Raw genomic sequence first — 21,557 nt, 5'->3', positions numbered from 1 at the left:
CAAGTCGTAGGTCGGTCGAGCCGACAGGGAGCCGGCGGGTTTCGGGTTAGCGCGGGCCCTGGGCGTAGGCCATGGATTGGGCCTGGTGGACGAGGCGGCGGGCGTACTCGACGTCGATCGGGTTGCGGACCGGGAGCTGGGTGAGGTGGTACACGTTGCCGCTGCGGACGGTCACCTCGGCGTAACCGGTCACTCGCCGTTCCTTCATCAGCAGGAACAGCAGTCCGAGCAGGCAGAAGATGAAGAAGACGATCGCCAGGACGATCGCGACCCCTGGGATCCGCTCCTCGGTGTGGGTGCGGTCGGTGACGATCCATTGCGAACCCGCCAGCGGGGCCGAGCCGTTGGGCGTGACCACCCAGTGCTGGGACACGCCGATGTCGCCGATCCACAGCAGGATCGGGTCCTGCTGCGCGGCGCCGGGCGCGGGCCCGGGCGCCGGTGCGGGCATGCCGTAGGGCGCCTGGTTGGTGGTCGGCGCCAACTCGTGACCCGGGCCCGGCCCCGGCGGGGGCGATCCTTCCGGGGGTCCGCCCATCGGGCCGAACGGCCTTGTCGGTTCCGTGTGGTCGTCCGGTCCACCAGTGCTCTGGTCCATGTCGCCTCTCCGCCTCCGTGTCGCAACTCTCCCAACGAGGGTAGGCGAGGGGGACGGGCACGTTGAGCGGTGTGGTAAGCCCGCTCCGTCGGCCGAGGTTGAGGAGGGCTCCGATGGCGCAGCTCGCTGGTCACCCCTACATCCCGCGGGCGCAGTGGGGCGCGCGGCCGCCCACGTCGGCCTTCGTGCGCATGGCGGTGCCGTCGCCCCGCCTCTGGATCCACCACGCCGGGACCGAGCAGCACGGGGCGGTGGCCCTGCGGGACATCCAGCGCTACCACCAGGTGACCAGGGGCTGGAAGGACATCGCCTACAACTTCGTGGTCGACGACGACGGCACCATCTACGAGGGCCGGGGCGCCGGCATCGCGGGTGGGGCGACCGCGGGCGACAACTCCCGCTCGCACGCCGTCTGCCTGCTCGGCAACTTCGAGAACCGGCAGCCGACCCCGGCGTCGTTCCGGACGCTGGTCGACCTGTGCCGCCACGGCCAGCGGGTGGGCTGGTGGGTGCCGACCTGCGGCGGCCACCGTGACGCGCCCGGCGCCCAGACCGCCTGCCCCGGCCGGCACCTCTACGCCCGGCTGCCCGAGGTGCGGAGGCAGATCGCCGCCCCCACGCCGGGCGAGCTGCGGGAGGAGATCATTTTCCAGTCGACCCGCAACGGCGCCGCGCTCCTGCTCTCCGGCGGCACCACCTTCCTCATCGAGTCGAGCGCGGCCCTCATGGCCCACACCCGCGCCGGCATCCCCGTCGTCCGGGTGAGCCAGACCCAGTTCAACCGCTACGTCAAGGCCCGCGCCGCGTAACTGCCCCCTCCTCAGGTGATCGACGACGCCGCCGGACGGCTGGCCCACCGCCCGGCGGCGCGATCGTGATCGCCTACCCGGTGAAGGGCGGCTCCCGCACCACCGGGACCGCCGGCGGCGGCGCGGTGGGTGGGGTGGGCGGCGTCGGCGGCGTCGGCGGCGCCGCCCCGCACTCGGGGTTGGCGTGGCCCTCGGCCTCGGCGCCCGAGTCGTCGAGCAGGTGGTGGTAGCTGTTGAACTGGATGCTCACCCGGTCGTCGGTCGACGCGTAGTTGGGCACGCAGACGCCCTCGTCCGTGTCGCCGAGACGGGGTGACGCCACCACGGCGACGGCGCCGTCGGGCGGATCGGCGGCCGGGATGAACAGGTCGACGCCGGTGAGGAACGGGATGCCGGTCGGGGTGGCGGGTACGTCCAGGTTGGTGGTGCGGTCGAGCCCGGCGTCGTGCACGAAGATGGCGATGGTGCGGTTGCTGCGGGGGCTGTTGGCGGCGTTGAGGATCGACGTGCCGTTGACCGACAGACCGTCGCTGCCGGCGCCCTGATCGCCCCACCACTCCTGGTTGCGGAGGATGGCCATGTTCTCGTGGGCGTCGCTGAACTCCCAGAACGAGTCGGCCAGCCCGCCCGGCTCGGACGTGAGCAGGCGCACCCAGCGGCTGCTGCGCACGAAGCGCTGCATGTAGATGTGGTGGGTCTGCCCCTCACGCTGCAGGGCGAACTCGTAGTAGGCGTCGCCGTCGGCGGCGAACGGGCCCCAGTCACCGTTGGCGGTGGGCTCGAAGGTGGCCTCGGGCTCGTCGTCGAGGCGCAGGCCGGTGGTGCCGTCGACCTCGTAGACGTCGAGGGTGCCGTTGGTGGCGCCGGTGTTCTGGGGGAAGAAGATGGCGCGGCCCGACACCTCGATCTCGTCGGCCGGTTCCCGCACGACGTCGCCGAACTCGGGCTCCTGGCCGGTGAGGAACTCGTAGATGGCGGCGAAGGTCTCGGGCGAGTTGACGACCTCGGTGTGCGCCTGGTCGGCGAACTGGACGTTGGTCGCCCCGACCACCTGGCGCGCCGGGTCGCCTTCGCCCCACACCGCCAGGGTCTCGATGCCGCCGGGCAGGGCTGCGGCGGGGCCGCCGTCGAGGTTGACGTACTTGGCCACGTTGGCGGCCCGGGCCGGGTCGCTGTTGAGGTAGCCCTGCACGAGCCCGGTGCCCTGGGAGTGGCCGAGGAGGAACACCTGGTCGGTGCCGTGCTCGGCCTTCAGGTCGGCGATGACGGTGTCGAGCCGGGCCCACACGTCGGCCTGCGAGGCGGGGTACGACAGCGAGTCGTGCTCGAACATCTCGATGAGCTCGTCGGGATAGCCGTTGCTGGCGAACCGCAGGGCCTGGGCCTCGAACTGCTGGCCGGAGCCGAGGAAGCCGTGGACGAAGACCATCGGCAGCGGCTCGTCGCCACTGGACTGGGCGCCGGCCGGCCCACCGACCCCACCCACGATGACCGACGACCCGATCACCAGGAGGGCGGCGGCCGCGAACGAGCGGAGCCGCGTGCGAGTTGTGGACATGATCCCCCGATTCCGATTGATCCCCTGCTTGATCCCCGCCAGCCCTAAGACGAGCGCTTTACGACCCTAGCGAGTCGCTTTAGTGGTGGCAATGCTGCGGCGCCGGCGGGCCCGGGGCCGCGCGGGCGACGACGGCGCGCCGGGCACGGCCAGCGCCGTGAAGGCCTGGGCGGCGGGGGAGAGAGGACCGGGGCGGCGGATCAGGCCGACGCGTCGCGTGATGGTCGGAGAGATCGGCCGGACCACGGCGCCGGCGGCCCGGCTGGCGGTCGCAACGGGCTCGGGCAGGATGGCGACACCAGCGCCCGCCAGCACCATGGCGACGATCGCCTCGCGATGGTCGGTCTCCACGGCGACGGTCGGGGTGAGGCCCGCCGCCGTGAAGGCCTCGTCGATCTGGCGCCGGGTCGACGTGCCGACCGGCGTCGTCACCAGCGGCATGTCCGCCAGCTCGGCGATGGTCAGCCTCGCCTCCACTCCACCCGTGTACGACCGGGGGAGGACGGCGACGAACTCGTGGGCGGCCAGCTCGATGGCCTCGAGGTCGGGGACGCGCAGGGGCAGCTCGGCGAACCCGAGCTCGCTGGCGCCGGTGCGGACCAGGGCGGCGACGGCGTCGGCGTCCTCGGGCTCCTCGATCTGCACCCGGACGCCCGGATGCTGCGCCCGGAACCGGCCGACCAGATCAGCCACCGGGTCGACCGCCAGCGTCGGGAGGCACACCAGGTCGAGCCGGCCCGACGACAGCCCCACGACCGCCGCCACCGCCGCCCGGGCGACCTCGGCGTCGCGCAGCGCCTGGCGGGCCGGCCCCAGCAGCGCCTCGCCGGCCGACGTCAGCGTGACCGACCGCCCCAGCCGGTGGAACAGCTGCGTGCCCAGCTCGTTCTCGAGCGCCTTCACGGCGTGCGACAACGACGGCTGGGTCACCCCGAGCGTGGCCGCGGCCCGGCCGAACCCGCCCTCGTCGACGATCGCCACCACGTAGCCCAGGCTCCGCAGATCCATAGAGGGAAGCTATCGAGACGATTGACATCATGGTGTTGGTCGATGGCTCTACACCGGGCCTACTGAGGACGTGACCACGTGGATCCCTCTCGCCGGTGCCGTCGTCGGCCTGCTGTACGGCCTCTTCGGCGTGGGCGCGGCGTTCGCGACCCCCGCCCTGTCGCTGCTCGGGATCCCGCCACTGGCCGCCGTCGTCGCCCCGCTGCCGGCCTTCGTGCCCAGCTCCGTGGCCGGCGCCTGGTCGTACGCCCGGCGCGGCAAGGTCGACTGGCGCCTCGCCGGCCGGGTGATGGCCGGGGCGGTGCCGGCCGCCGTCGCCGGGGCGATGACCAGCCGTCGGGTCGGCGGCGACGGCCTCCTCGTGCTGCAGGCGGCGACGTTGCTGGTGGTCGGCGGCCGCATGCTGCTGCCGGGTCGGACGATGGCCGCCGCCGACTCCCTGCGTCGGCGCTCCAGCGGTTACGTGGTGGTCGCGGCGGTGGGCGTCGGCTTCGTGTCGGGGCTGCTCGCCAACGGCGGCGGCTTCCTGCTGGTGCCGCTGTTCCTGGTGGTGCTGGGCCTCGACATGCACCAGGCGACGGGCACGAGCCTGATCGTCGCCGCCACCCTCACCGTCCCGACCCTCGTCACCCACGCTCTGCTGGGCAGCATCGACTGGTACATCGCCGCTCCGTTCGCCCTCGGTGTGGTGCCCGGCGCGGCGGTCGGGGCGTGGCTGGCGCAGCGCCTGCCGACCGGCCGCCTCCGGGTCGCCTTCGGGGTCGTCCTCGTCGGCTTCGCGCTCCAATACCTGGTCCTGCGGGTCACAGGTTGAGGGTGCCGCAGAGCGGGGCGACGGCCCTAGGCTCCGCGGCATGTCCGACTGGAACGCATCGATCATCGAGGAATTCCGTGCGAACGAAGGCAAGGTCGGCGGGCCGTTCGAGGGTGCCACCCTGCTGCTCCTCCACACGACGGGTGCGAAGACCGGCGAGGACCGGATCCACCCGCTCGTCTACCAGGCTCGGGAAGACGACGTGGTGGTGTTCGCCTCCTACGGCGGCGCCCCGCTCAACCCCGCCTGGTTCCACAACGCGGTCGCCAACCCCGAGGTGACGGTGGAGATCGGCACCGAGACCGTGACCAAGCGGGCCCGGGTCGCCGAGGGTCAGGAGCGCGACGACCTGTGGGAGCGCCAGAAGCAGCAGATGCCCGGCTTCGCCGACTACGAGAAGAAGACCACCCGCCAGATCCCGGTCGTCGTCCTCGAGGGCGCCTGAACGCCGAGGTGCCCTGACCGCCACTCCACGGCCAGGGCAACCTCGGGGCACCGCGCGGCGGGCGACCGGGCGGGTCAGTCGGCCGTGCGGGTGCGGAAGCGGCGCAGGGCGAGCGGCACGCTGATCGCCAGACATGCCAGGCAGTAGAGCCACGCCGCGGCGACCGGGTGCTGCATCGGCCACACGTCCTTGACGATCGGCGACGACGGGTTGCCGAACAGCTCGCGCACCGCCGCCACCACAGCGCTCACCGGGTTCCACGACGCCACCCACTGCAGGACGTTCGGCATCGAGTCGATCGGCACGAAGGCGCTGCTGATGAACGTCAGCGGGAACACGGCCACGAAGGCGATGCCCATCACCGCGTCGGGCGACCGCACGAGCATGCCGATCCACGTGCCGAACCAGATCATGGCCGAGGCGAACAGCAGCAGGAGCGCCAGCGCCGTGACCACGTCGAGGAACGGGGCGTGGGTGCGCCACCCGACCAGCAGCCCGGTGCCCAGCAGCACGACCGCCGCCAGCATCATGCCGGCCAGCTCGGCCACGAAGTGGCCCAGCAGGTAGGCCTGCCGTCGGGCGGGCAGCGTGCGGAAGCGGTCGATCACGCCCTCGGTGAGGTCGGTGGCGATCGACGTGCCCGGCCCCATCATCCCGAAGGCGATCGTCTGCACGAGGATGCCGCCGATGATGTACTCGCGGTACGACCCGCCGACGTCGACGGCGCCGCCGAACACGTAGGCGAACAGCAGCACGAACATGAGCGGCTGGAGGGTGACGTCGAGCAGCTTCTCGGGGATCTGGCGGATGTGCTCGACGTTGCGCCGGGCGAACACGAGTGTGTCGGACAGCAGCATCCGGACGCCCGAGCGCGCCGGGGGAGCGGGCGCTCGGGTGACCGGGGACGCCGAGGTGCCCGGGGGTGTGGTGGCCAGCGTGGTGCTCATGCCAGTGCCTCCTGGGTGCCCGCCGTCTCGTCGACGAGGGTGGTGAGCGTGAGGAACACGTCGTCGAGCGACGACTGGCGCCGGTTGACGTCGACAGCGTCGATGCCGGCCTCGTCCAGCGCCCGCACCACGTCGATGAGGCGGGTGCCGTCGACGATCGGGGCGCTGACGACCAGGGCGTCGCTGTCGAGCGTCGGCTCGTAGGCGACGAACGGGGCCAGCACGCTCGCGGCCGCCACCAGGTCTCCCTGGGTGGCGACGGTGACGTCGAAGCGGTCGTCGCCGATGCGGGCCTTCAGCTCGGCGGGTGTGCCCTTGGCGACGGTGCGGCCGTGGTCGAGCACGACGATCTCGTCGGCCAGCCGGTCGGCCTCCTCGAGGTACTGGGTGGTGAGGACGATGGTGGTGCCGTCGCGCACCAGCTCCCGCAGCGTCGACCACAGGTCGGCGCGACCGCGGGGGTCGAGTCCGGTGGTCGGCTCGTCGAGGAACAGCACCTCGGGCGAGGCCACCAGGCTGGCGGCGAGGTCGAGCCGGCGGCGCATGCCACCGGACAGGTTCTTGGCCAGCTTGGTGGCGGCGTCGGTGAGGTCGAGCAGCTCCAGCAGCTCGTTGGCCATGACCCGGGAGGTGTTCCGGGATAGATGGTGGAGCCGCCCGACCATCTCGAGGTTGGCCCGGGCAGTGAGCAGCCCGTCGACCGTGGCCTGCTGGGCGGCGACGCCGATCCGCTCGCGGACGGCGGCGGCGTCGTGGACGACGTCGAGCCCGGCGACGCTCGCCTGGCCGGTGGTGGGGGAGGTGAGGGTGGTGAGGATGCGGATTGCGGTGGTCTTGCCCGCCCCGTTGTGACCCAACAGGCCGAGCACGGTGCCGGCCGGGACGTCGAGGTGGAGGTCGCGGAGAGCCCAGAGGTCTCCGTAGCGCTTCCCCAGCCCGGCGGCCCGGACGCCACCGGCGCGACCGTTGTTCGTAGGCTGTACCGGTGAGTCGTACATGGTACGGCTAAGACTAGTAGTACGCTGTACGGCATGGCAACGGGGAATTCCGGACGATCTCGCCACCGCCACGACGACGTGGCCGGCATGGTCGCTCGGAAGGTGGAGGAGAAGGTCGAGCAGCAGCGCCGGAAGGTCGAGCAGAAGATCGAGGACAAGCAGCGCCGCGTCGCCGAGAAGATCGACGAGAAGCAGCGCCGGGTCGTCGAGAAGATCGAGCAGCACGCCGACAAGCTCGAGCGCCTCGCCCCGGTCGCCTACGGGATCTGGACCCGTGAGCGCCCTGGCACCCGCCGTCCTCGCCACTCGCTCGACCAGATCGCCGACGCCGCCCTGCACGTCGCCGACACCGAGGGCGTCGATGCCCTGTCCATGCGCCGGCTGGCCGCCGAGCTGGGCAGCGGCACGATGACGCTCTACCACTACGTCCACACCAAGGACGAGCTGATGGCGTTGCTCGGCGACCGGGTCATGTCGGAGCTTCTCCTCGACGACCGCGAGCTCCCCGACGACTGGCGCGAGGCCATGACCGCCATCGCCCGCCGCACCCGCGACGTGCTGCTGGCGCACCCCTGGGTGTTCGACATCGCCGAGGACCCGACCGTGGGCCCCAGCGGCGTGCGCCACTTCGACCAGTCGTTGCAGGCGCTCTCGTCGCTCGACATCGGCGTGGCGGAGCGCCTCGACATCATCCAGACCGTCGACGAGTACGTGTTCGGCTACTGCCTCCACCGCCGCAACGACGCCACCGACACCGCCCCGGACGAGATGCGCAGCTACGTCATCGACCTCGCCCGCGGCGGCGAGTACCCGCAGGTACGGGCCCTCCTCGACGAGTACGGCACCGACGACCTGTGGAAGGAGCTCATCGTCCACGAGCGCGACCCGTCGCGCTTCGACCGCAACCTGGCCCGCATCCTCGACGGCATCGAGCGCGACCTGCCCCCCGGCGCGGCCGGTGGCGGAGGCTGAGCCCCCCGCCACCGGATCGGTCGTCGTCTCTACTGCGTCTCTGTCAGGCGCAGTTGGGTGTGAACGGCTGGTCGGCGAAGCGAGCCGCCATCCAGTTGCCCACGTCGCCGGAGGCAGCGAAGATCCCCAGCAGGTGGTCGGCGAGCCAGTAGTCGGTCCACTGGATCGGGGCGCCCTGGGCGCACCAGGCGGTGCGCAGCGCGGCAGCCTGGCCGTAGGGGATGATCTCGTCGAGCACCCCGTGGTACAGGTACACCGGCACCTGGGGCCGCACGTTGCCGATCTTCTGCTCGGCGACCCGGGCCTGCCACTGCGGCGTGGCCAGCGGATCGGTGGTGGTCACCTGGGTGATGTTCTTGCCGGCGCCCAGCAGCAGGCCGTCGACCAGGCAGGCGTTGCGGCCCTGGGCGAGCATGTCGCGGCCGGTCTGGTTCAGGTACGAGTCCAGGTCCAGCTCCGGGTAGGCCGAGTCCAGGCCGACGGCGGCGAAGGCCAGGAAGCTGAAGAAGAAGGTGCCGCCGCCGTTGAGCCAGTCGGCGACCACCTTCAGGTCCGCGGGCACGCCGCCGGCGGCGATGCCCTTCACGTTGAGCTCCGGTGCGTAGGTCGACTCCAGCTCGGCCACGGCCGCGGCGGCCTGGCCGCCCTGCGAGTAGCCGACCACGCCGACGGGTGCGTTGGCCGCGACGCCCGAGCCGGGGAGCCGCTGGGCGGCGCGCACCAGGTCGAGCACGGCGTGCGCCTCGGCGTTCTTGATCACGTAGGTGTGATCGCCGGGCGTGCCGATCTTCTCGTAGTCGCTGACCGCGACGGCCCAGCCCCGGTCGAGCAGGCCCTGCACGTTGCCCTGCTCGTAGAGCAGGCTGGCGGTCATCGACTTCGACGCCGCGCAGCCGTCGCCCAGGCCCTGCGTGCCGAGGGCGTAGGCGACGATCGGCCGGGGCCCGGCGCCGGTCCACGCTGCGGTGGGCACGAGCAGGGTGCCGGTGACGTAGTTGGCCTGACCGGTGGCGGTGGTCGACCGGTACTTGATCGCCGTCGAGGTGACGTTCAGGTTGAGGCCGAAGTTGGTGGGTGCCGTGGCGATCACGTCGCCGGGCTGGCCCGAGAGCGACGGCGGCGGGCTGTAGAAGTCGGCGGGTGGCTCGCAGGCGGCGGCGGTCGCGGTTATCGCGGCGACCGTCACCAGGGACGCGAGCGCGCGCGTCCAACGGCTGTGTCTCACTGTTTTCTCCCCCTCCAGTGGACTGTCAACAAATGCGACATTTGTCGTCGCTAGAGTCAATATAGGCACAGTCTGGCGGAAAGGAAAAGCCTGCATTTCAATAGCCCGTCGGCGCTGCGTCACCCCGGAGCGCTGGGTCGAGGGCGCCGCCTAGCCTGGCCGTCATGCCTGAGGCGAGCATCCGTGACGGCCTTCGGCAGGGCGAGCGCCTGCGGAAGGGCCGCACGTTGGCCGAGCGTCGGCAACTGCGACGCCAGGCTCTGCTGGACGCGGCGCTCGAGGTGTTCGGCACCAAGGGTTACGCCTCGTCGTCGATCGAGGAGATCTGCCGGCGGGCCTCGGTCAGCAGCCGCGACTTCTACGCCGAGTTCGCCAACCGGGCGGCCCTGCTGAGTGGCCTGGGCGAGCAGCTGACGTACCGGATCTTCCAGGAGCTCACGGACGTCCGGGTGGACGAGGGGCCCGACCTGGCGTCGCGGCGCACCCGGGCCCGGATCGCCCAGCTGGTGCATGCCCTGGTCGACGACCCGCGGGTGGCCCGGGTCGCCATGCTCGAGAGCGTCGGCATCAGCGCCGAGCACGAGGCCAAGCGGCGCGCCGCCCACCACCTGTACGCCCGCTGGATCAGCGACTACGTGCGCGACGAGATGGACGCCAAGGGCGTCGACCAGCGCCACCGGGACGCCTTCGCGCTGGGCCTGGTGGGGGCGGTGAACGAACTGATCGTCGACTGGGTGCTGCTGCCGGCCGACGAGCGCTCCGGGGTCGACGAGCTGATCGACGTCGTCGCCGACGTGGCGTTGGTGATGCTGCTGCGCGGCGTCGACTGATGTCGGGTCGCTACACGTTCGGCGACGGCGACCTCGCGGCCGACCGGCTGGGTTTGGTCGCCGCGGTGTTCGAGCCGACGTCGCGGGCGCTGTTGACCCGGGCTGACGCGGTCGTGGCGGGTGGCGACGACGGGGTCGGGCGGGCCGTCGATCTCGGCTGCGGGCCGGGCCACACGACCCGGCTGGTCGCCGCGGTGTGCCGGCCCCGGACGACGCTGGGGCTCGACGCGTCGGACCGCTTCGTGGCGACGGCCCGGTCGCTGACCGACGACCCGGCGGTGACCTACGCCGTCCACGACGTCACCCGGGCGCCGCTGCCCGGTGGGCCCGCCGACCTCGTCCACGCCCGGCTGCTGCTGGCCCACCTGCCCGGACCACTGGATGTCGTGGCGCTCTGGCGGTCGTGCCTGCGGCCGGGTGGCGTCCTGGTGCTCGACGAGGTGGAGGCCATCGACGCCCCGCCGGGCGTGCTGCGGGACTACCTCGCCGTGACCACCGCGCTGGTCGCCGCCGAGGGTGCCCAGATGTACGCCGGCCGGCTGCTGGAGCCCCTCGGTGGCCACCTCGTGCGCCACGACGTGGGTGCCGCCGTCGCCGCCCGGATGTTCGCCATGAACCTCGCCACCTGGCGAGCCGACGCGATCCGCATGGCTCTCGTCGACGAGCCCGGGGCCGACCGACTCGCCGCCGGGTTGTCGTCCCTGTCGATCGGCCCGGACGGGCCGCCCGTCCGCTGGACCCTCCGTCAGCTGGTGCTGCCAGGGGAGCATGACCGATAGCTGACGGTGGCTGGGCAACCTCCCCTGCCGCCGCTGGTCCTCAGCTGGTGAGGCCGATCGGGCAGGAGACGCCGGTGCCGCCGATGCCGCAGTAGCCGTTGGGGTTCTTGTCGAGGTACTGCTGGTGGTAGTCCTCGGCGTAGAAGAACGGCGGCTCGGCGGTGATCTCGGTGGTGATCTCGCCGTGGCCGGCATCACGCAGGGACGCCTGGTAGAGGCTCCGGCTGGCCTCCGCCTCGGCGAGGGCGGCGGGGTCGGCCATGTAGATCGCCGAGCGGTACTGGGTGCCGACGTCGTTGCCCTGCCGCATGCCCTGCGTCGGGTCGTGGCCCTCCCAGAACGTCCGCCACAGCTCGCCCCACGACAGCTTCGCCGGGTCGAACACCACCAGCACCGCCTCGGTGTGCCCGGTGCGACCGGAGCAGACCTCCTCGTAGGTGGGGTTCGGCGTGGCCCCACCGGCGTAGCCGACCGCGGTGGTGTACACGCCGTCGAGCTGCCAGAACGTGCGCTCGGCGCCCCAGAAGCACCCCATGCCGACCACGGCACGAGCCAGTCCGGCGGGGAACGGCGGCTCGATCGGGGTGCCCAGCACGGTGTGGATGCCCGCCAGGTGGAACGGTCGTTCGGCCCGGCCGGGAAGCGCTTCCTCCGGTGTGGGCAGGTGCGGCTTCTCTCTTCCGAACAGCATGTCGCCACGGTACCGCCATGCCTGGAGGATCATCCCGGCCTGGCCAGGGTAGGGATGGCAGAATTCCGACCCGAGGAACCGCAGGGGGAGACGACCGTGGACGCACCGCAACCGCCGCAGCAACCCGGGCCGTGGGGAGAGCCGAGCCAGTGGCCAGCAGCCGGCCAACCGGCCGGCGCCGGGGCCGAGCAGCCGCAGAGCCTCAGCCTGGCCGTGCGCTTGATGCAGGTGGGCGCCGCGCTCAGCGTCGTGAGCGTCCTCTTCACGTTCGTCCAGCGCGACGAGATCCGCGACATCATGGAGGACGACAACCCCGACTTCACCGCCGACGAGATCGACACGGCGGTGAACTTGGCCCTCGGGGTGTCGGTGGTCGCCGCTCTGCTCGGAGCGGCGCTGTGGCTCTGGATGGCCAACTCCAACGGCAAGGGCAAGACGTGGGCCCGTACCACCGCCACCGTGCTGGGCGGCATCAACGTGCTCTTCACGCTCATCAACATCGCCACCGGGCAGACGACCGCCCTCGGCGTGCTGTTCGCCCTGATCAGCCTCGCCCTGGCGGTGACGATCCTGGTGCTGCTGTACCGGCCCGACTCGAATCGCTACTACGACGTGATGTCGGGACGAACGGGCTACTGACCGACCGGCCGACTAGCCCATCCCGGCGAGGCGCAGCATCGACGGGGGGATGCCCTCGTCGCCGGCGGCCAGCATCGCCGCCCGCTCGACGTTGACGACGTCGTGCTCGCGCTCGGTCCAGTCGTCCCACGGGCCCTTCGCGAGCGCGCCGACGTCGCCTCGGGCGTCGACGCACGCCCGCAGGTAGGCCTGCTGGGCCCGCAGCTCTTCCTCGCCGCCGATCTGACCGTGCCCCGGCACGATGATCGGCGCCATCTCGGCCAGGCGGTCGAGCTGGTCGGCCCACACCGTCGGGTCGCCCTGCCAGCACAGGGGCGTGACCCCGAAGCTGCACATGGCACCGGCGAACAGGATCTGGGCGCCCGGCAGCACCGCCACCAGGTTCTCCTGCATCGGTCCGGCGGTGGCGTAGACGGCGACGGCGTCGGTGAGCTGCACGTCGGAGGCGACCACGTGGCTCACCGGCCGGGTGGTCACGCCGTCGAACTGGTCGGCGTGGTCGGGGTAGAGCGCCCGCCAGCTCTCCACGTTGGGGGGCTGGTCGAGGTGGACGCTGGTCTGGGGGCTGCCGTAGATCGCCGCCAGCTTGAACCGCCCGGTGCCGCCGGCGAACTCGACCCCGCTGCTGGTGAGCACGATGCGCCGCACCGGGAGGCCGCTCTCCTCGACGGCGGTGGCGAAGGGCTCCCACTGCGCGGGTGTCATGAGCGTGTCGATCAGCGTGATGCCGTCGGCGTCGACCACCACGCCGGCGTTCGCCTTGCCACGCCCCGGGGGCCACTGGAACCACCCGAAGACGCCAGTGGCGAGCGGGTCGAGAAGCACGGGCGCCGACATTACCCGGCCTGTCGAGGCGGTCCGTCCGATTCGGCATGTCCATCGCCGCTGCTCAACCCCTTTGGACGGCACTAGTGTGACGGTGGCGGCAGGCGGCAAAGGCGGGACAGGCAGGTGGCTCCTTCAACTGACCCTCGATGGCGAGCTGGTTCCGAGTCCTCGGGTGGGGAACGCTGATGGCGCGGCCCTCCCCGGGAGCGGAACGGGTCGTGGCGGTCCTCGAGTTCATGGCGGCGCGTCCGGACGAGCGCTTCACGCTCTCCGAGCTGGCGCGCGGCTGCGACCTCAACAAGGCGACGGCCCACGCGCTCCTCACCGAGCTGGCGGCCCGGGGCGTCCTGCTCCGGCACCCCGACGAGAAGCGGTACTCGCTCGGCCCGCGGCTGGTGCCGGTGGGCACCGCGGCGCAGCGCGGCTACCAGGCGCAGGACTTCACGCCGGGCGTGTTGCGGCGGCTGGCGTCGTCGACCGGGCTGGCGACCGCGGCCGTGGCGTCCGAGCCGCACGGCGACCACGCGACGATCGTCAGCCGGGCCGACCCCGACGGCGCCGTGCCCGTGCCGCTGCGGTGGCCCCTGGTGCCGCCCAACGGTGCGGTGTTCTACGCCTGGGCCGACGAGCCGTCGGTGGAGGCGTGGCTGGCCCGCTCGCCGGCGATCACGTCGGTCCAGCAGGCGTTGACCGCTCTCCAGGCGGCCCGCCGGTTGGGCGTGGTGATCGGGGCGGCGATCCCCGAGTGGTACCGGCTGACGGCGCTGCTGTCGGATCGACCGGCGTTGCAGGTCGTCGGGGGAGGGGAGGAGGCGAACGGCAACCAGTCGGCGCTGCGCGACGCCCTGTGGCACCTGGCGCGCAGCTCGCCGCTGATCACCGACGTCGATCCCGACGCCACCTACCGGGCCGCGTACATCGCCGCGCCGGTGTTCGACCAGGCGGGCGCGGTGATCCTCGCGGTGGTCGCCGGCAGCGAGCCGGCTCGTCCCCGCACCGGTCGTGACCTGGCCACTCTGGTCGACCGGGTGGTGGCCGCGGCCGACGAGCTGACGGAGACGTCGCACGGCCGCAAGCGGGACGGCTAGGGGCACGCTCGCGACGAGTCGCGAGTCGCCGACACACCGAATACGGTCAGGGCATGTCCGACTACTCGGCGCCGCTTGACGACATCCGCTTCGTGCTCGAGAACGTGGTCGACCTCGCCGGTCTGAGCAAGTTCGCGGCCTACGAGCACGTCGACCCCGACACCGTCTACGGGGTCCTGGAAGAGAACGCCCGCTTCATGGAGCAGGTGGTCGCCCCGCTGAACCGGGTGGGCGACGTGCAGCACAGTCGCTGGGAGGCAGGGGCCGTGGTCACCCCCGACGGCTTCCGCGACGCCTACCAGCAGTACGTGGCGGCCGGCTGGGGCGGCGTGCCGTTCCCCGCCGACTACGGCGGCGGCGGTTTCCCGTGGCTGGTCGGGAGCGTGATGCAGGAGATCATGCAGGAGGCGAACATGTCCTTCTCCATGTGCCCGCTGCTCACCCAGGGCGCCATCGACATGCTGCTCCACCACGGCGACGAGGGGCAGAAGGAGCGCTACCTGCCCAAGATGGTGACCGGTGAGTGGACCGGGACCATGAACCTCACCGAGCCGCAGGCCGGCTCCGACGTGGGTGCCGTCGCCACCAAGGCCGTGCCGTCGGGCGACGCCGACGGCAGCTGGCGCATCACGGGGCAGAAGATCTTCATCTCGTTCGGCGAGCACGACATGGCCGACAACATCGTCCACCTGGTGCTCGCCCGGGTGCCCGACGCTCCTCCCGGCACCAAGGGCATCTCCTGCTTCATCGTGCCGAAGTACCTCGTCGACGAGGACGGCAACCTGGGCGACCGCAACAGCCTCGAGTGCGTGTCGATCGAGGACAAGATGGGGATCAAGGCCAGCCCCACCTGCGTGATGGCCTACGAGGACGCCGTCGGCTACCTCATCGGCGAGGCGAACGCCGGCATGCGCTACATGTTCACGATGATGAACAACGCCCGGCTGTCGGTCGGGCTGCAGGGCCTGGCGCTGGGGGAGCGGGCCTACCAGAGCGCGGTGGCCTACGCCCACGAGCGGCGGCAGGGCCGGGCGCCGGGGGCGCCGCGGGGCGAGCAGTCGCTGATCGTCGACCTGCCCGACGTCCGCCGGATGCTCCTGACGATGCGGGCGCTCAACGAGGCGTCGCGCTGCATCGCCTACCTCAACGCCGAGTGCCTCGACCTGGCGCTGCACCATCCCGACGCGGCGGTGCGCGAGCAGCGCCAGGAGCTGGCCGACCTGCTCACCCCCATCACCAAGGGCTGGGGCACCGACATGGGCGTCGAGGTCACCTCGCTGGCCATCCAGGTGTTCGGCGGCATGGGCTACATCGAGGAGACCGGCGTCTCCCAGTACTACCGCGACGCCCGCATCGCCCCGATCTACGAGGGCACCAACGGCATCCAGGCGATGGACCTGGTGGGGCGCAAGCTGCCCATGCGGGCGGGCGGGGTGGTCATGGACTTCCTGGCGTCGGTCGCGGCGACGGCCGACGAGGTGTCGTCGTCCGACGAGCTGGGGCCCATCGGCACCCGGCTGGCCGCCGGCCACGACGTCCTGAAGGAAGCCTCCGAGTGGCTGATGACGAACGGCCTGGCCGACCCGACGAACGCCCTCGCCGGCGCCACCCCGTACCTGCGGATGGCGGGCACGGTGACGGGTGGCTGGCTGCTGGCGAAGTCGGCCCTGGCCGCCCAGCGGCGGCTCGACGCAGGCGCGTCCGGCGACGATGCCCAGCGGTACCGCCAGAAGATCGTCACGGCCCGCTTCTACTGCGACCAGATCCTGCCCACCGCCGACGGCCTCCTCGCCGCCGTCACCGCCGGCCCGGGGGACCTGGTCGCCGCGGCGTTCTGACCGAACTGTCTTCGCTCAGCCCGGCATAGCCGGCTGAGCGAAGACAGAAGGGCATTGGCCTTGCGTCACAGGTGACTTTCAGTCAGTCTCAGTGCATGACGGACGGCTGGCGGCGGCTGGCGGCTCATGCCCGGAAGCATCACGGGGTGGTGAGCGTGGCCGAGGCGCGACGGCTCGGGATCAGCACGGCCTCCCTCGCCGATTGGCACGACCGCGGTCGGCTCGTCCGTCCGGCACCCGAGGTGTACGTCGTCGCCGGGGCGCCGGACTCGTGGTCGCAGCGTGTGGCCGTGGCGACGTCGTCCGGTGCCGGTTGGGCCTCGCATCGCAGCGCCGCTGCGCTCTGGCAGCTCGACGGGTTCCCGCCGGATCGCATCGAGGTGCTGACGGCGAAGGGTCGCCGTCGCCAGCGAAGGGGCCTGTGGTCCGAGCACGAGACCCGGCGTCTACATGGTGTCGACCTGACCATGGTCCAAGGCATCCCCTGCACCACGGTCGCCCGGACGATCCTCGACCTCCCGGCTGTCGTGCCGCTCAGCCTCGTCAGCCGGGCGCTCGACAGCGCCTGTAACCGGTGGCCGGGGATGCTCGACACGGTAGGCCAGCGGTTCCTGGAGGTGGGTGGGAGGGGCCGGCCCGGTAGCCGCGTGCTCAGGATGTTGCTGGAGGAGCGCCTGGGGGCTGGCCGCTTCGCCCAGAGCGGGTTCGAGTCGATGACGGCCCGGCTGGTCCGTCGGGTCGGCCTACCCGCACCGACTCTGCAGCACATGGTGCGTGACGGCCCGTTCGTCGCCTACCTCGACCTGGCCTGGCCACTCATCCGTTGGGCGATCGAGTGCGACAGCCTCGCGTGGCACTCCGGCAAGCACATGCACGAGTCCGACCGGCGCCGGCGCAGGCACCTCAAGCGTCTTGGCTGGGACCTGGTCGAGGTCACGTGGGACGACGTCACGAAGCGCAGCGACGCGACCGCCCGCGAGTTGCGCGACCTGTACCGGGCTCGTGAACTGTCTTCGCTCAGCCGGGCATAGCCGGCTGAGCGAAGACAGTTCACATCGTCTCCTCGAAGGAGACGACGCCCTCGCCGCGCAGGACGTTCTTCAGGAGCTTCCCGGAGGCGTTGCGGGGGAGGGGGTCGTGGGTCAGGTCGACGTAGGCGGGCACCTTGAACTCGGCGAGCGTCGCCCGGACCCAGGCGCGCACGTCGTCCTCCGTCAGCGATCGCCCGGGCTCCAGCTGGACGACGGCCTTCACCTCCTCGCCCAGCTCGGGGTGGGGGACGCCGATCACCGCGGCGTCGGCGACCGCCGGGTTCTCCACCAGCCGGTTCTCGATCTCGACGCAGTAGATGTTCTCGCCGCCCCGGATGATCATGTCCTTCATCCGGTCGGTGATCGACAGGAAGCCCTCGTCGTCGAGCAGCCCGATGTCGCCGGTGTGCAGCCAGCCGTCGGCATCGATCGCCTCGGCCGTGGCGTCGGGCTTGCCCCAGTAGCCCTTCATCAGGATCGGCCCCCGGATGCACACCTCACCGGGCTGGCCGACGGGGGCATCGGTCCCGTCGGCGGCCTGGATGCGTACCTCCACCGTCGGCACCGGCGGGCCCACCGACCACGGCTTGCGGCGGGCGTCCGGCCCGGTGATCACGGTGGCGACCGACGACGTCTCGGTCAGCCCGTAGGCGTTCGACGTGGTGCGGACGTTGGGGAAGGTGTCGCGGATCTTGCGCTGCAGCTCCTCGGCCGACGGCGACCCGCCGAAGGCCACCGACGTGACCGACGAGGTGTCGTAGTCGTGGCGGGCCGGGTGCTCGCACACCCGCCACACCATCGTCGGGACGGTGGCCCACACGGTCACCTTGTGGTCCTGGATCAGCTCCAGGGCGTCGAGCGGGTCGAAGCGCCCGGCCGGGATGACCAGCTTCACGCCCGCCAGAAGCCCGACCACCAGCCCCGAGTGGCACCCCGAGACGTGGAACAGCGGCGACGTGAGCAGCGACACGGTCTCACGGGTGGTGTAGCCGGCGTCGATGCCCTCGGCCGCCGCCAGCATCGACCCCGAGATGGCCGTGTACAGGGTGTTCTGCAGGTTGGCGACCATCGACCGGTGGGTGGAGATGGCGCCCTTGGGTCGACCCGTCGTGCCGGAGGTGTAGAAGATGACGGCGTCGTCGTCCTCGTCGATGGGGACCGTGGGGAAGTCGTCGGTCGGCTGGGTGGTGAGCTCGTCGAAGCGGTGGAGGGCGACGTGCCCGTCGGCTTTGACCTGCGGGAAGTCGTCGGGGGAGGCGTCGGCGAGGAACACGTGGCGCAGGTCGGGCGCCTGGTCGAGCTGGTCGGCGATGCGCTCGAAGCGCTTGCGGTCGGCCACCAGCACCGACGCGCCCGAGTCCTGCAGGCCGTAGAGGATCTCGTCGGCCTTCCACCAGCCGTTGAGGCCGACGAGCACGGCGTCGAGCGACACGGTCGCCCAGAACGACAGGCACCACTCGGGGTTGTTCTGCGACAGCACGGCCACCCGGTCGCCGGCGGCGATGCCGTAGTCGTCGGCCAGATCCTTGGCGACGCCGTTGGCGGTCCGGACGAACGTGGCGAAGCCGTAGCGACGGTCGCCGTAGACCACGAAGTCCTTCTCGTCACCCCGGGCCACGGCCACCTGCGCGATCTCCCGCAGCGAGTGCATGCGCTGCCCGTAGACCTGCAGCGGGCGGCCCATCACGTCCTCGGTGACGACCTCGAACGCGCCACCGGGGCCGGTGAGCTGGGCTTTGATCTCGGTGCTGCTGACCATCGCGGCATCCCCCCTCGCTTCGGTGCGATCAACCTAGGGCGTACTCCCACCGCCCAGCTCGGTCAGCACCCGTGACGACAGCGCCGACCACAGCGGCGGCGCCCAGGTGCCGAACTCCCGGTTGGTGAGAGCGGCGCACGCCAGCCGGGCGTCGGGGTCGACCCACAGGAACGTGCCGGAGCCGCCGAAGTGGCCGAACGTGCGGGGCGAGCCCTCGGGTGCCGTCCAGTGCGGGCTCTTCCTGCCCTTGAGCTCGAAGCCGAGGCCCCACGGGTTGGGGTCGTAGCGGCCGAGGCCGGGGATCACGCCGGACAGGCCGGGGAACTGCTCGGTGGTCGCCTCGGTGAGCGTGGCGTCGTGGATGAGGGTCGGCCGGAGCAGCTCGCGGCCGAACCGCAGCAGGTCGGCGACGGTGGAGTGGACGCCGTAGGCGGGCGATCCCCGCAGCTCCGAGCGGGTCATGCCCAGCGGCTGGAAGACTCCGGCGTGCAGGTAGTCGGCCACCGACATCCCGGTGGCGGCGGCGAGCACCTCGCCGAAGACCTCGAAGCCGGTGTTGCTGTAGATGCGGCGTCGACCCGGCAGCGAGAGCGTGTGGCGGCCGTTGAACGGGTAGCCGGCGGCGTGCGCCAGCAGGTGGCGGACGGTGGCCCCCGGCGGACCGGCCGGCTCGTCGAGGCGGAGGCTGCCCTCCTCCACGGCGATGAGGCCCGCGTAGGCCACCACTGTCTTGGAGATCGAGGCGATGCGGACCCGCCAATCGGGGTCGCCGGCGACCTCCCGTGTCGTCGTCGGATCGGTCACCCCGGCCGCGGCCTGCTCGACCGGCCAGCCCGCGATGTCGTCGAGCACACCCATTGGCAGCGCACAGTATCCAGCCGCGCGACGGGCGCCCGACGCGGTGGTTTCGCGATTTCGGCAGGGTCCGGCGCCCGGGGGACTCGTAGGCTGCCTCCCGTGCAACAGCTCGACAATGACGCCGAGTCGCCGGACGAGCTCGTCCGCCGGAACTTCGCGTTCGTCGATCTCTGCGGTTTCACGCAACTCACCGACGAGGACGGCGTCGACCATGCGGTGGCGGCGCTGTCGACGTTCCGATCGGTGATCCGTGAGCGGGCGGGTTGGCGGGGTGTTCGTGTGGCGAAGTGGCTGGGTGACGGTGCGATGCTCGTGGCGACCGAGCCCCGTCCCCTCATCGACGCGGTCCTGCGGATGGAGGAGGCGCTCGACCAGCGGGGCTGCCCGCTACCCCTGCGCGGCGGGCTCGCCGCGGGCCGGGTGATCCTGTTCGAGGGCGACGACTACATCGGACGGGCGGTGAACCTGGCGGCCCGGCTGTGCGACGAGGCGGTGCCGCACCAGCTGCTGATCACCGCCTCGCTGTTCGATGCCGGCGGCGACGGCCTGGCCGGCGCGCACCTCGGTCCCCGGCCGATCCGCGGCTTCACGCGCACGGTCGAGTTGGTCGACCTCAGCGCCGGGCGCTGGCACGACGCGCGGGTCGGCAGCGACTGAGTTACAGCTCTGTAAGTACGCGCAATTCGGAGCGTCACGATTCGCGTTCCCGCAGGTGATCCCAGGTATGCTGCCGGGCAACCATGCGCAACGAAGAACCCACGTTCTCCGCGCTGGGCGTTTCTGATGATTTGGTGGCGGTCCTCGACGACGCGGGCATCCCTTCGCCATTTCCCGTCCAGCGCCTCTGTATCCCCGACGCACTCGCCGGTCGCGACGTGTGCGGCAAAGCCAAGACCGGTTCCGGCAAGACCCTGGCCTTCGGCCTTCCTCTGATCGAGCGGGTCGGACCCGCCGAGTCCAAGCGACCCTCCGGAATGGTGCTCGTGCCGACGCGTGAGCTGGCCGTGCAGGTCTCCAAGGTCCTGCGCCCGCTCGCCAAGGCCCGCAACCTGCGCCTCGCCACCGTCTACGGCGGTGCGCCGATGGCCAAGCAGGTCAACGACCTGCGCGGCGGTGCCGAGATCGTCGTGGCCACGCCGGGCCGGCTGATCGACCTGGTCGACCGGCGCTCGGTCGAGCTGACCAACCTCGGCATCGTCGTGATCGACGAGGCCGACCGGATGGCCGACATGGGCTTCCTGCCCGCCGTGCGCCGCATCCTGGCCCAGACGTCCGGCGATCGCCAGACCATCCTCGCCTCGGCCACGCTCGACAAGGCGTCGGATGCATTGGCCAAGGCGCACATGCGTCAGCCGGTGCGCCACAGCGTCGTCGCCGACGACCAGGACCTCGGTCGTACGACCCACCTCTTCTGGAACGTGACCAACGACGATCGCACCGACGTCTGCGCGGACGTCATCAAGCGCAGTGGCCGCACGATCGTGTTCAGCCGCACCAAGCACGGTGCCGACCGGATCGCCAAGCGCCTCGAGCGCCTCGGCGTCACGGCCACGGCCGTGCACGGCGGGCGCAGCCAGGCGCAGCGCGACCGCAGCCTCGCCGCCTTCCACCAGGGCACGGCGCAGGCGCTGATCGCCACCGACGTCGCCGCTCGCGGCATCCACGTCGACGGCGTGGCGTGCGTCGTGCACTTCGACCTCCCGCCGGCCGCCGCCGACTACCAGCACCGCTCGGGCCGCACCGCCCGCGCCGGCGCCAGCGGCACCGTCGTCGCCCTCGTGACGCCCGACCAGCGCAAGCTGGCCCGCGAGCTGCAGCGCGAGCACGACCTCGACCTCGGTG

The 21,557-nt window shown here is 71.6% G+C and carries 22 protein-coding genes; 12 read left to right on the top strand and 10 right to left on the bottom strand.

Going from position 1 to position 21,557, the window contains the following annotated elements; all coding sequences use genetic code 11:
- Positions 1–46 precede the first annotated feature (46 nt).
- The gene (locus VK611_26275) at positions 47–538 is read right to left on the bottom strand and encodes a hypothetical protein (protein ID HMG44869.1); all 492 of its coding nucleotides are present in this window, start codon (positions 536–538) and stop codon (positions 47–49) included.
- 173 nt (positions 539–711) lie between these two features.
- Here VK611_26275 and VK611_26270 point away from each other — a divergent pair, with 173 nt between their 5' ends.
- Positions 712–1,407 carry an N-acetylmuramoyl-L-alanine amidase gene (locus VK611_26270; GenBank protein ID HMG44868.1) on the top strand — a complete coding sequence of 232 codons (696 nt, stop codon included), beginning with the start codon at positions 712–714 and terminating at the stop codon, positions 1,405–1,407.
- A 73-nt stretch (positions 1,408–1,480) separates the two neighbouring features.
- Here VK611_26270 and VK611_26265 read toward each other — a convergent pair whose 3' ends face one another.
- Both VK611_26265 and VK611_26260 read right to left on the bottom strand, forming a co-directional pair.
- Positions 1,481–2,965 (bottom strand): hypothetical protein, encoded by a 1,485-nt coding sequence (locus VK611_26265; protein ID HMG44867.1) that lies wholly within the window; start codon positions 2,963–2,965, stop codon positions 1,481–1,483.
- 66 nt (positions 2,966–3,031) lie between these two features.
- Complete coding sequence (locus VK611_26260) at positions 3,032–3,973, bottom strand: LysR substrate-binding domain-containing protein (protein HMG44866.1); 942 nt, start codon at positions 3,971–3,973, stop codon at positions 3,032–3,034.
- Between the two features lie 70 nt (positions 3,974–4,043).
- Here VK611_26260 and VK611_26255 point away from each other — a divergent pair, with 70 nt between their 5' ends.
- The gene (locus VK611_26255; GenBank protein HMG44865.1) at positions 4,044–4,787 is read left to right on the top strand and encodes a sulfite exporter TauE/SafE family protein; all 744 of its coding nucleotides are present in this window, start codon (positions 4,044–4,046) and stop codon (positions 4,785–4,787) included.
- Positions 4,788–4,827: 40 nt separating this feature from the next.
- Positions 4,828–5,232 (top strand): nitroreductase family deazaflavin-dependent oxidoreductase, encoded by a 405-nt coding sequence (locus VK611_26250; GenBank protein ID HMG44864.1) that lies wholly within the window; start codon positions 4,828–4,830, stop codon positions 5,230–5,232.
- A 74-nt stretch (positions 5,233–5,306) separates the two neighbouring features.
- On the opposite strand, the gene VK611_26245 is transcribed toward VK611_26250, so the two are convergent.
- A complete protein-coding gene (locus VK611_26245) occupies positions 5,307–6,179 on the bottom strand; it encodes an ABC transporter permease (GenBank protein ID HMG44863.1) in 873 nt (290 codons plus the stop codon).
- The gene (locus VK611_26240; GenBank protein ID HMG44862.1) at positions 6,176–7,177 is read right to left on the bottom strand and encodes an ATP-binding cassette domain-containing protein; all 1,002 of its coding nucleotides are present in this window, start codon (positions 7,175–7,177) and stop codon (positions 6,176–6,178) included. The genes VK611_26245 and VK611_26240 overlap by 4 nt, the downstream gene beginning before the upstream one ends.
- Before the next feature lie 33 nt (positions 7,178–7,210).
- On the opposite strand from VK611_26240, the gene VK611_26235 reads away from it, so the two are divergent.
- Positions 7,211–8,149 (top strand): TetR/AcrR family transcriptional regulator C-terminal domain-containing protein, encoded by a 939-nt coding sequence (locus tag VK611_26235; GenBank protein ID HMG44861.1) that lies wholly within the window; start codon positions 7,211–7,213, stop codon positions 8,147–8,149.
- A gap of 43 nt (positions 8,150–8,192) precedes the next feature.
- Here VK611_26235 and VK611_26230 read toward each other — a convergent pair whose 3' ends face one another.
- Positions 8,193–9,335, bottom strand: coding sequence for a lipase family protein (locus tag VK611_26230; protein ID HMG44860.1), 1,143 nt, complete (start codon positions 9,333–9,335; stop codon positions 8,193–8,195).
- Between the two features lie 203 nt (positions 9,336–9,538).
- Between VK611_26230 and VK611_26225 the strand changes: the two genes are divergently transcribed.
- Both VK611_26225 and VK611_26220 read left to right on the top strand, forming a co-directional pair.
- Positions 9,539–10,204, top strand: coding sequence for a TetR/AcrR family transcriptional regulator (locus VK611_26225; protein HMG44859.1), 666 nt, complete (start codon positions 9,539–9,541; stop codon positions 10,202–10,204).
- Positions 10,204–10,983, top strand: coding sequence for a class I SAM-dependent methyltransferase (locus VK611_26220; protein HMG44858.1), 780 nt, complete (start codon positions 10,204–10,206; stop codon positions 10,981–10,983). The genes VK611_26225 and VK611_26220 overlap by 1 nt, the downstream gene beginning before the upstream one ends.
- Before the next feature lie 40 nt (positions 10,984–11,023).
- On the opposite strand, the gene msrA is transcribed toward VK611_26220, so the two are convergent.
- Positions 11,024–11,674 (bottom strand): peptide-methionine (S)-S-oxide reductase MsrA, encoded by a 651-nt coding sequence (gene msrA, locus VK611_26215; GenBank protein HMG44857.1) that lies wholly within the window; start codon positions 11,672–11,674, stop codon positions 11,024–11,026.
- A 96-nt stretch (positions 11,675–11,770) separates the two neighbouring features.
- Here msrA and VK611_26210 point away from each other — a divergent pair, with 96 nt between their 5' ends.
- Positions 11,771–12,313 (top strand): hypothetical protein, encoded by a 543-nt coding sequence (locus VK611_26210; GenBank protein ID HMG44856.1) that lies wholly within the window; start codon positions 11,771–11,773, stop codon positions 12,311–12,313.
- 12 nt (positions 12,314–12,325) lie between these two features.
- On the opposite strand, the gene VK611_26205 is transcribed toward VK611_26210, so the two are convergent.
- Positions 12,326–13,138, bottom strand: a complete 813-nt coding sequence (locus VK611_26205) for a hypothetical protein (protein ID HMG44855.1) — start codon at positions 13,136–13,138, stop codon at positions 12,326–12,328.
- Between the two features lie 221 nt (positions 13,139–13,359).
- Between VK611_26205 and VK611_26200 the strand changes: the two genes are divergently transcribed.
- The 3 genes from VK611_26200 to VK611_26190 all read left to right on the top strand — a co-directional run bounded on the left by VK611_26200 (position 13,360) and on the right by VK611_26190 (position 17,098).
- Positions 13,360–14,229: a helix-turn-helix domain-containing protein gene (locus VK611_26200; GenBank protein ID HMG44854.1), complete on the top strand. Its 870-nt coding sequence runs from the start codon at positions 13,360–13,362 to the stop codon at positions 14,227–14,229.
- A 53-nt stretch (positions 14,230–14,282) separates the two neighbouring features.
- Entirely contained in the window at positions 14,283–16,067 is a 1,785-nt protein-coding gene (locus VK611_26195) for an acyl-CoA dehydrogenase C-terminal domain-containing protein (GenBank protein HMG44853.1), read from the top strand.
- Positions 16,068–16,162: 95 nt separating this feature from the next.
- Positions 16,163–17,098, top strand: coding sequence for a type IV toxin-antitoxin system AbiEi family antitoxin domain-containing protein (locus VK611_26190; GenBank protein ID HMG44852.1), 936 nt, complete (start codon positions 16,163–16,165; stop codon positions 17,096–17,098).
- 19 nt (positions 17,099–17,117) lie between these two features.
- Here VK611_26190 and VK611_26185 read toward each other — a convergent pair whose 3' ends face one another.
- A complete protein-coding gene (locus VK611_26185; protein HMG44851.1) occupies positions 17,118–18,857 on the bottom strand; it encodes a class I adenylate-forming enzyme family protein in 1,740 nt (579 codons plus the stop codon).
- Positions 18,858–18,890: 33 nt separating this feature from the next.
- Complete coding sequence (locus VK611_26180; GenBank protein ID HMG44850.1) at positions 18,891–19,715, bottom strand: serine hydrolase domain-containing protein; 825 nt, start codon at positions 19,713–19,715, stop codon at positions 18,891–18,893.
- 99 nt (positions 19,716–19,814) lie between these two features.
- Here VK611_26180 and VK611_26175 point away from each other — a divergent pair, with 99 nt between their 5' ends.
- Entirely contained in the window at positions 19,815–20,372 is a 558-nt protein-coding gene (locus VK611_26175) for an adenylate/guanylate cyclase domain-containing protein (protein ID HMG44849.1), read from the top strand.
- An 83-nt stretch (positions 20,373–20,455) separates the two neighbouring features.
- The coding region (locus VK611_26170; GenBank protein ID HMG44848.1) for a DEAD/DEAH box helicase at positions 20,456–21,557 on the top strand (1,102 nt) is incomplete at its 3' end.

It is taken from the genome of Acidimicrobiales bacterium, assembly GCA_035316325.1.
Classification (GTDB): domain Bacteria; phylum Actinomycetota; class Acidimicrobiia; order Acidimicrobiales; family VFJN01; genus DASXTK01.
This window is presented reverse-complemented; position numbering and strand designations above follow the sequence as displayed.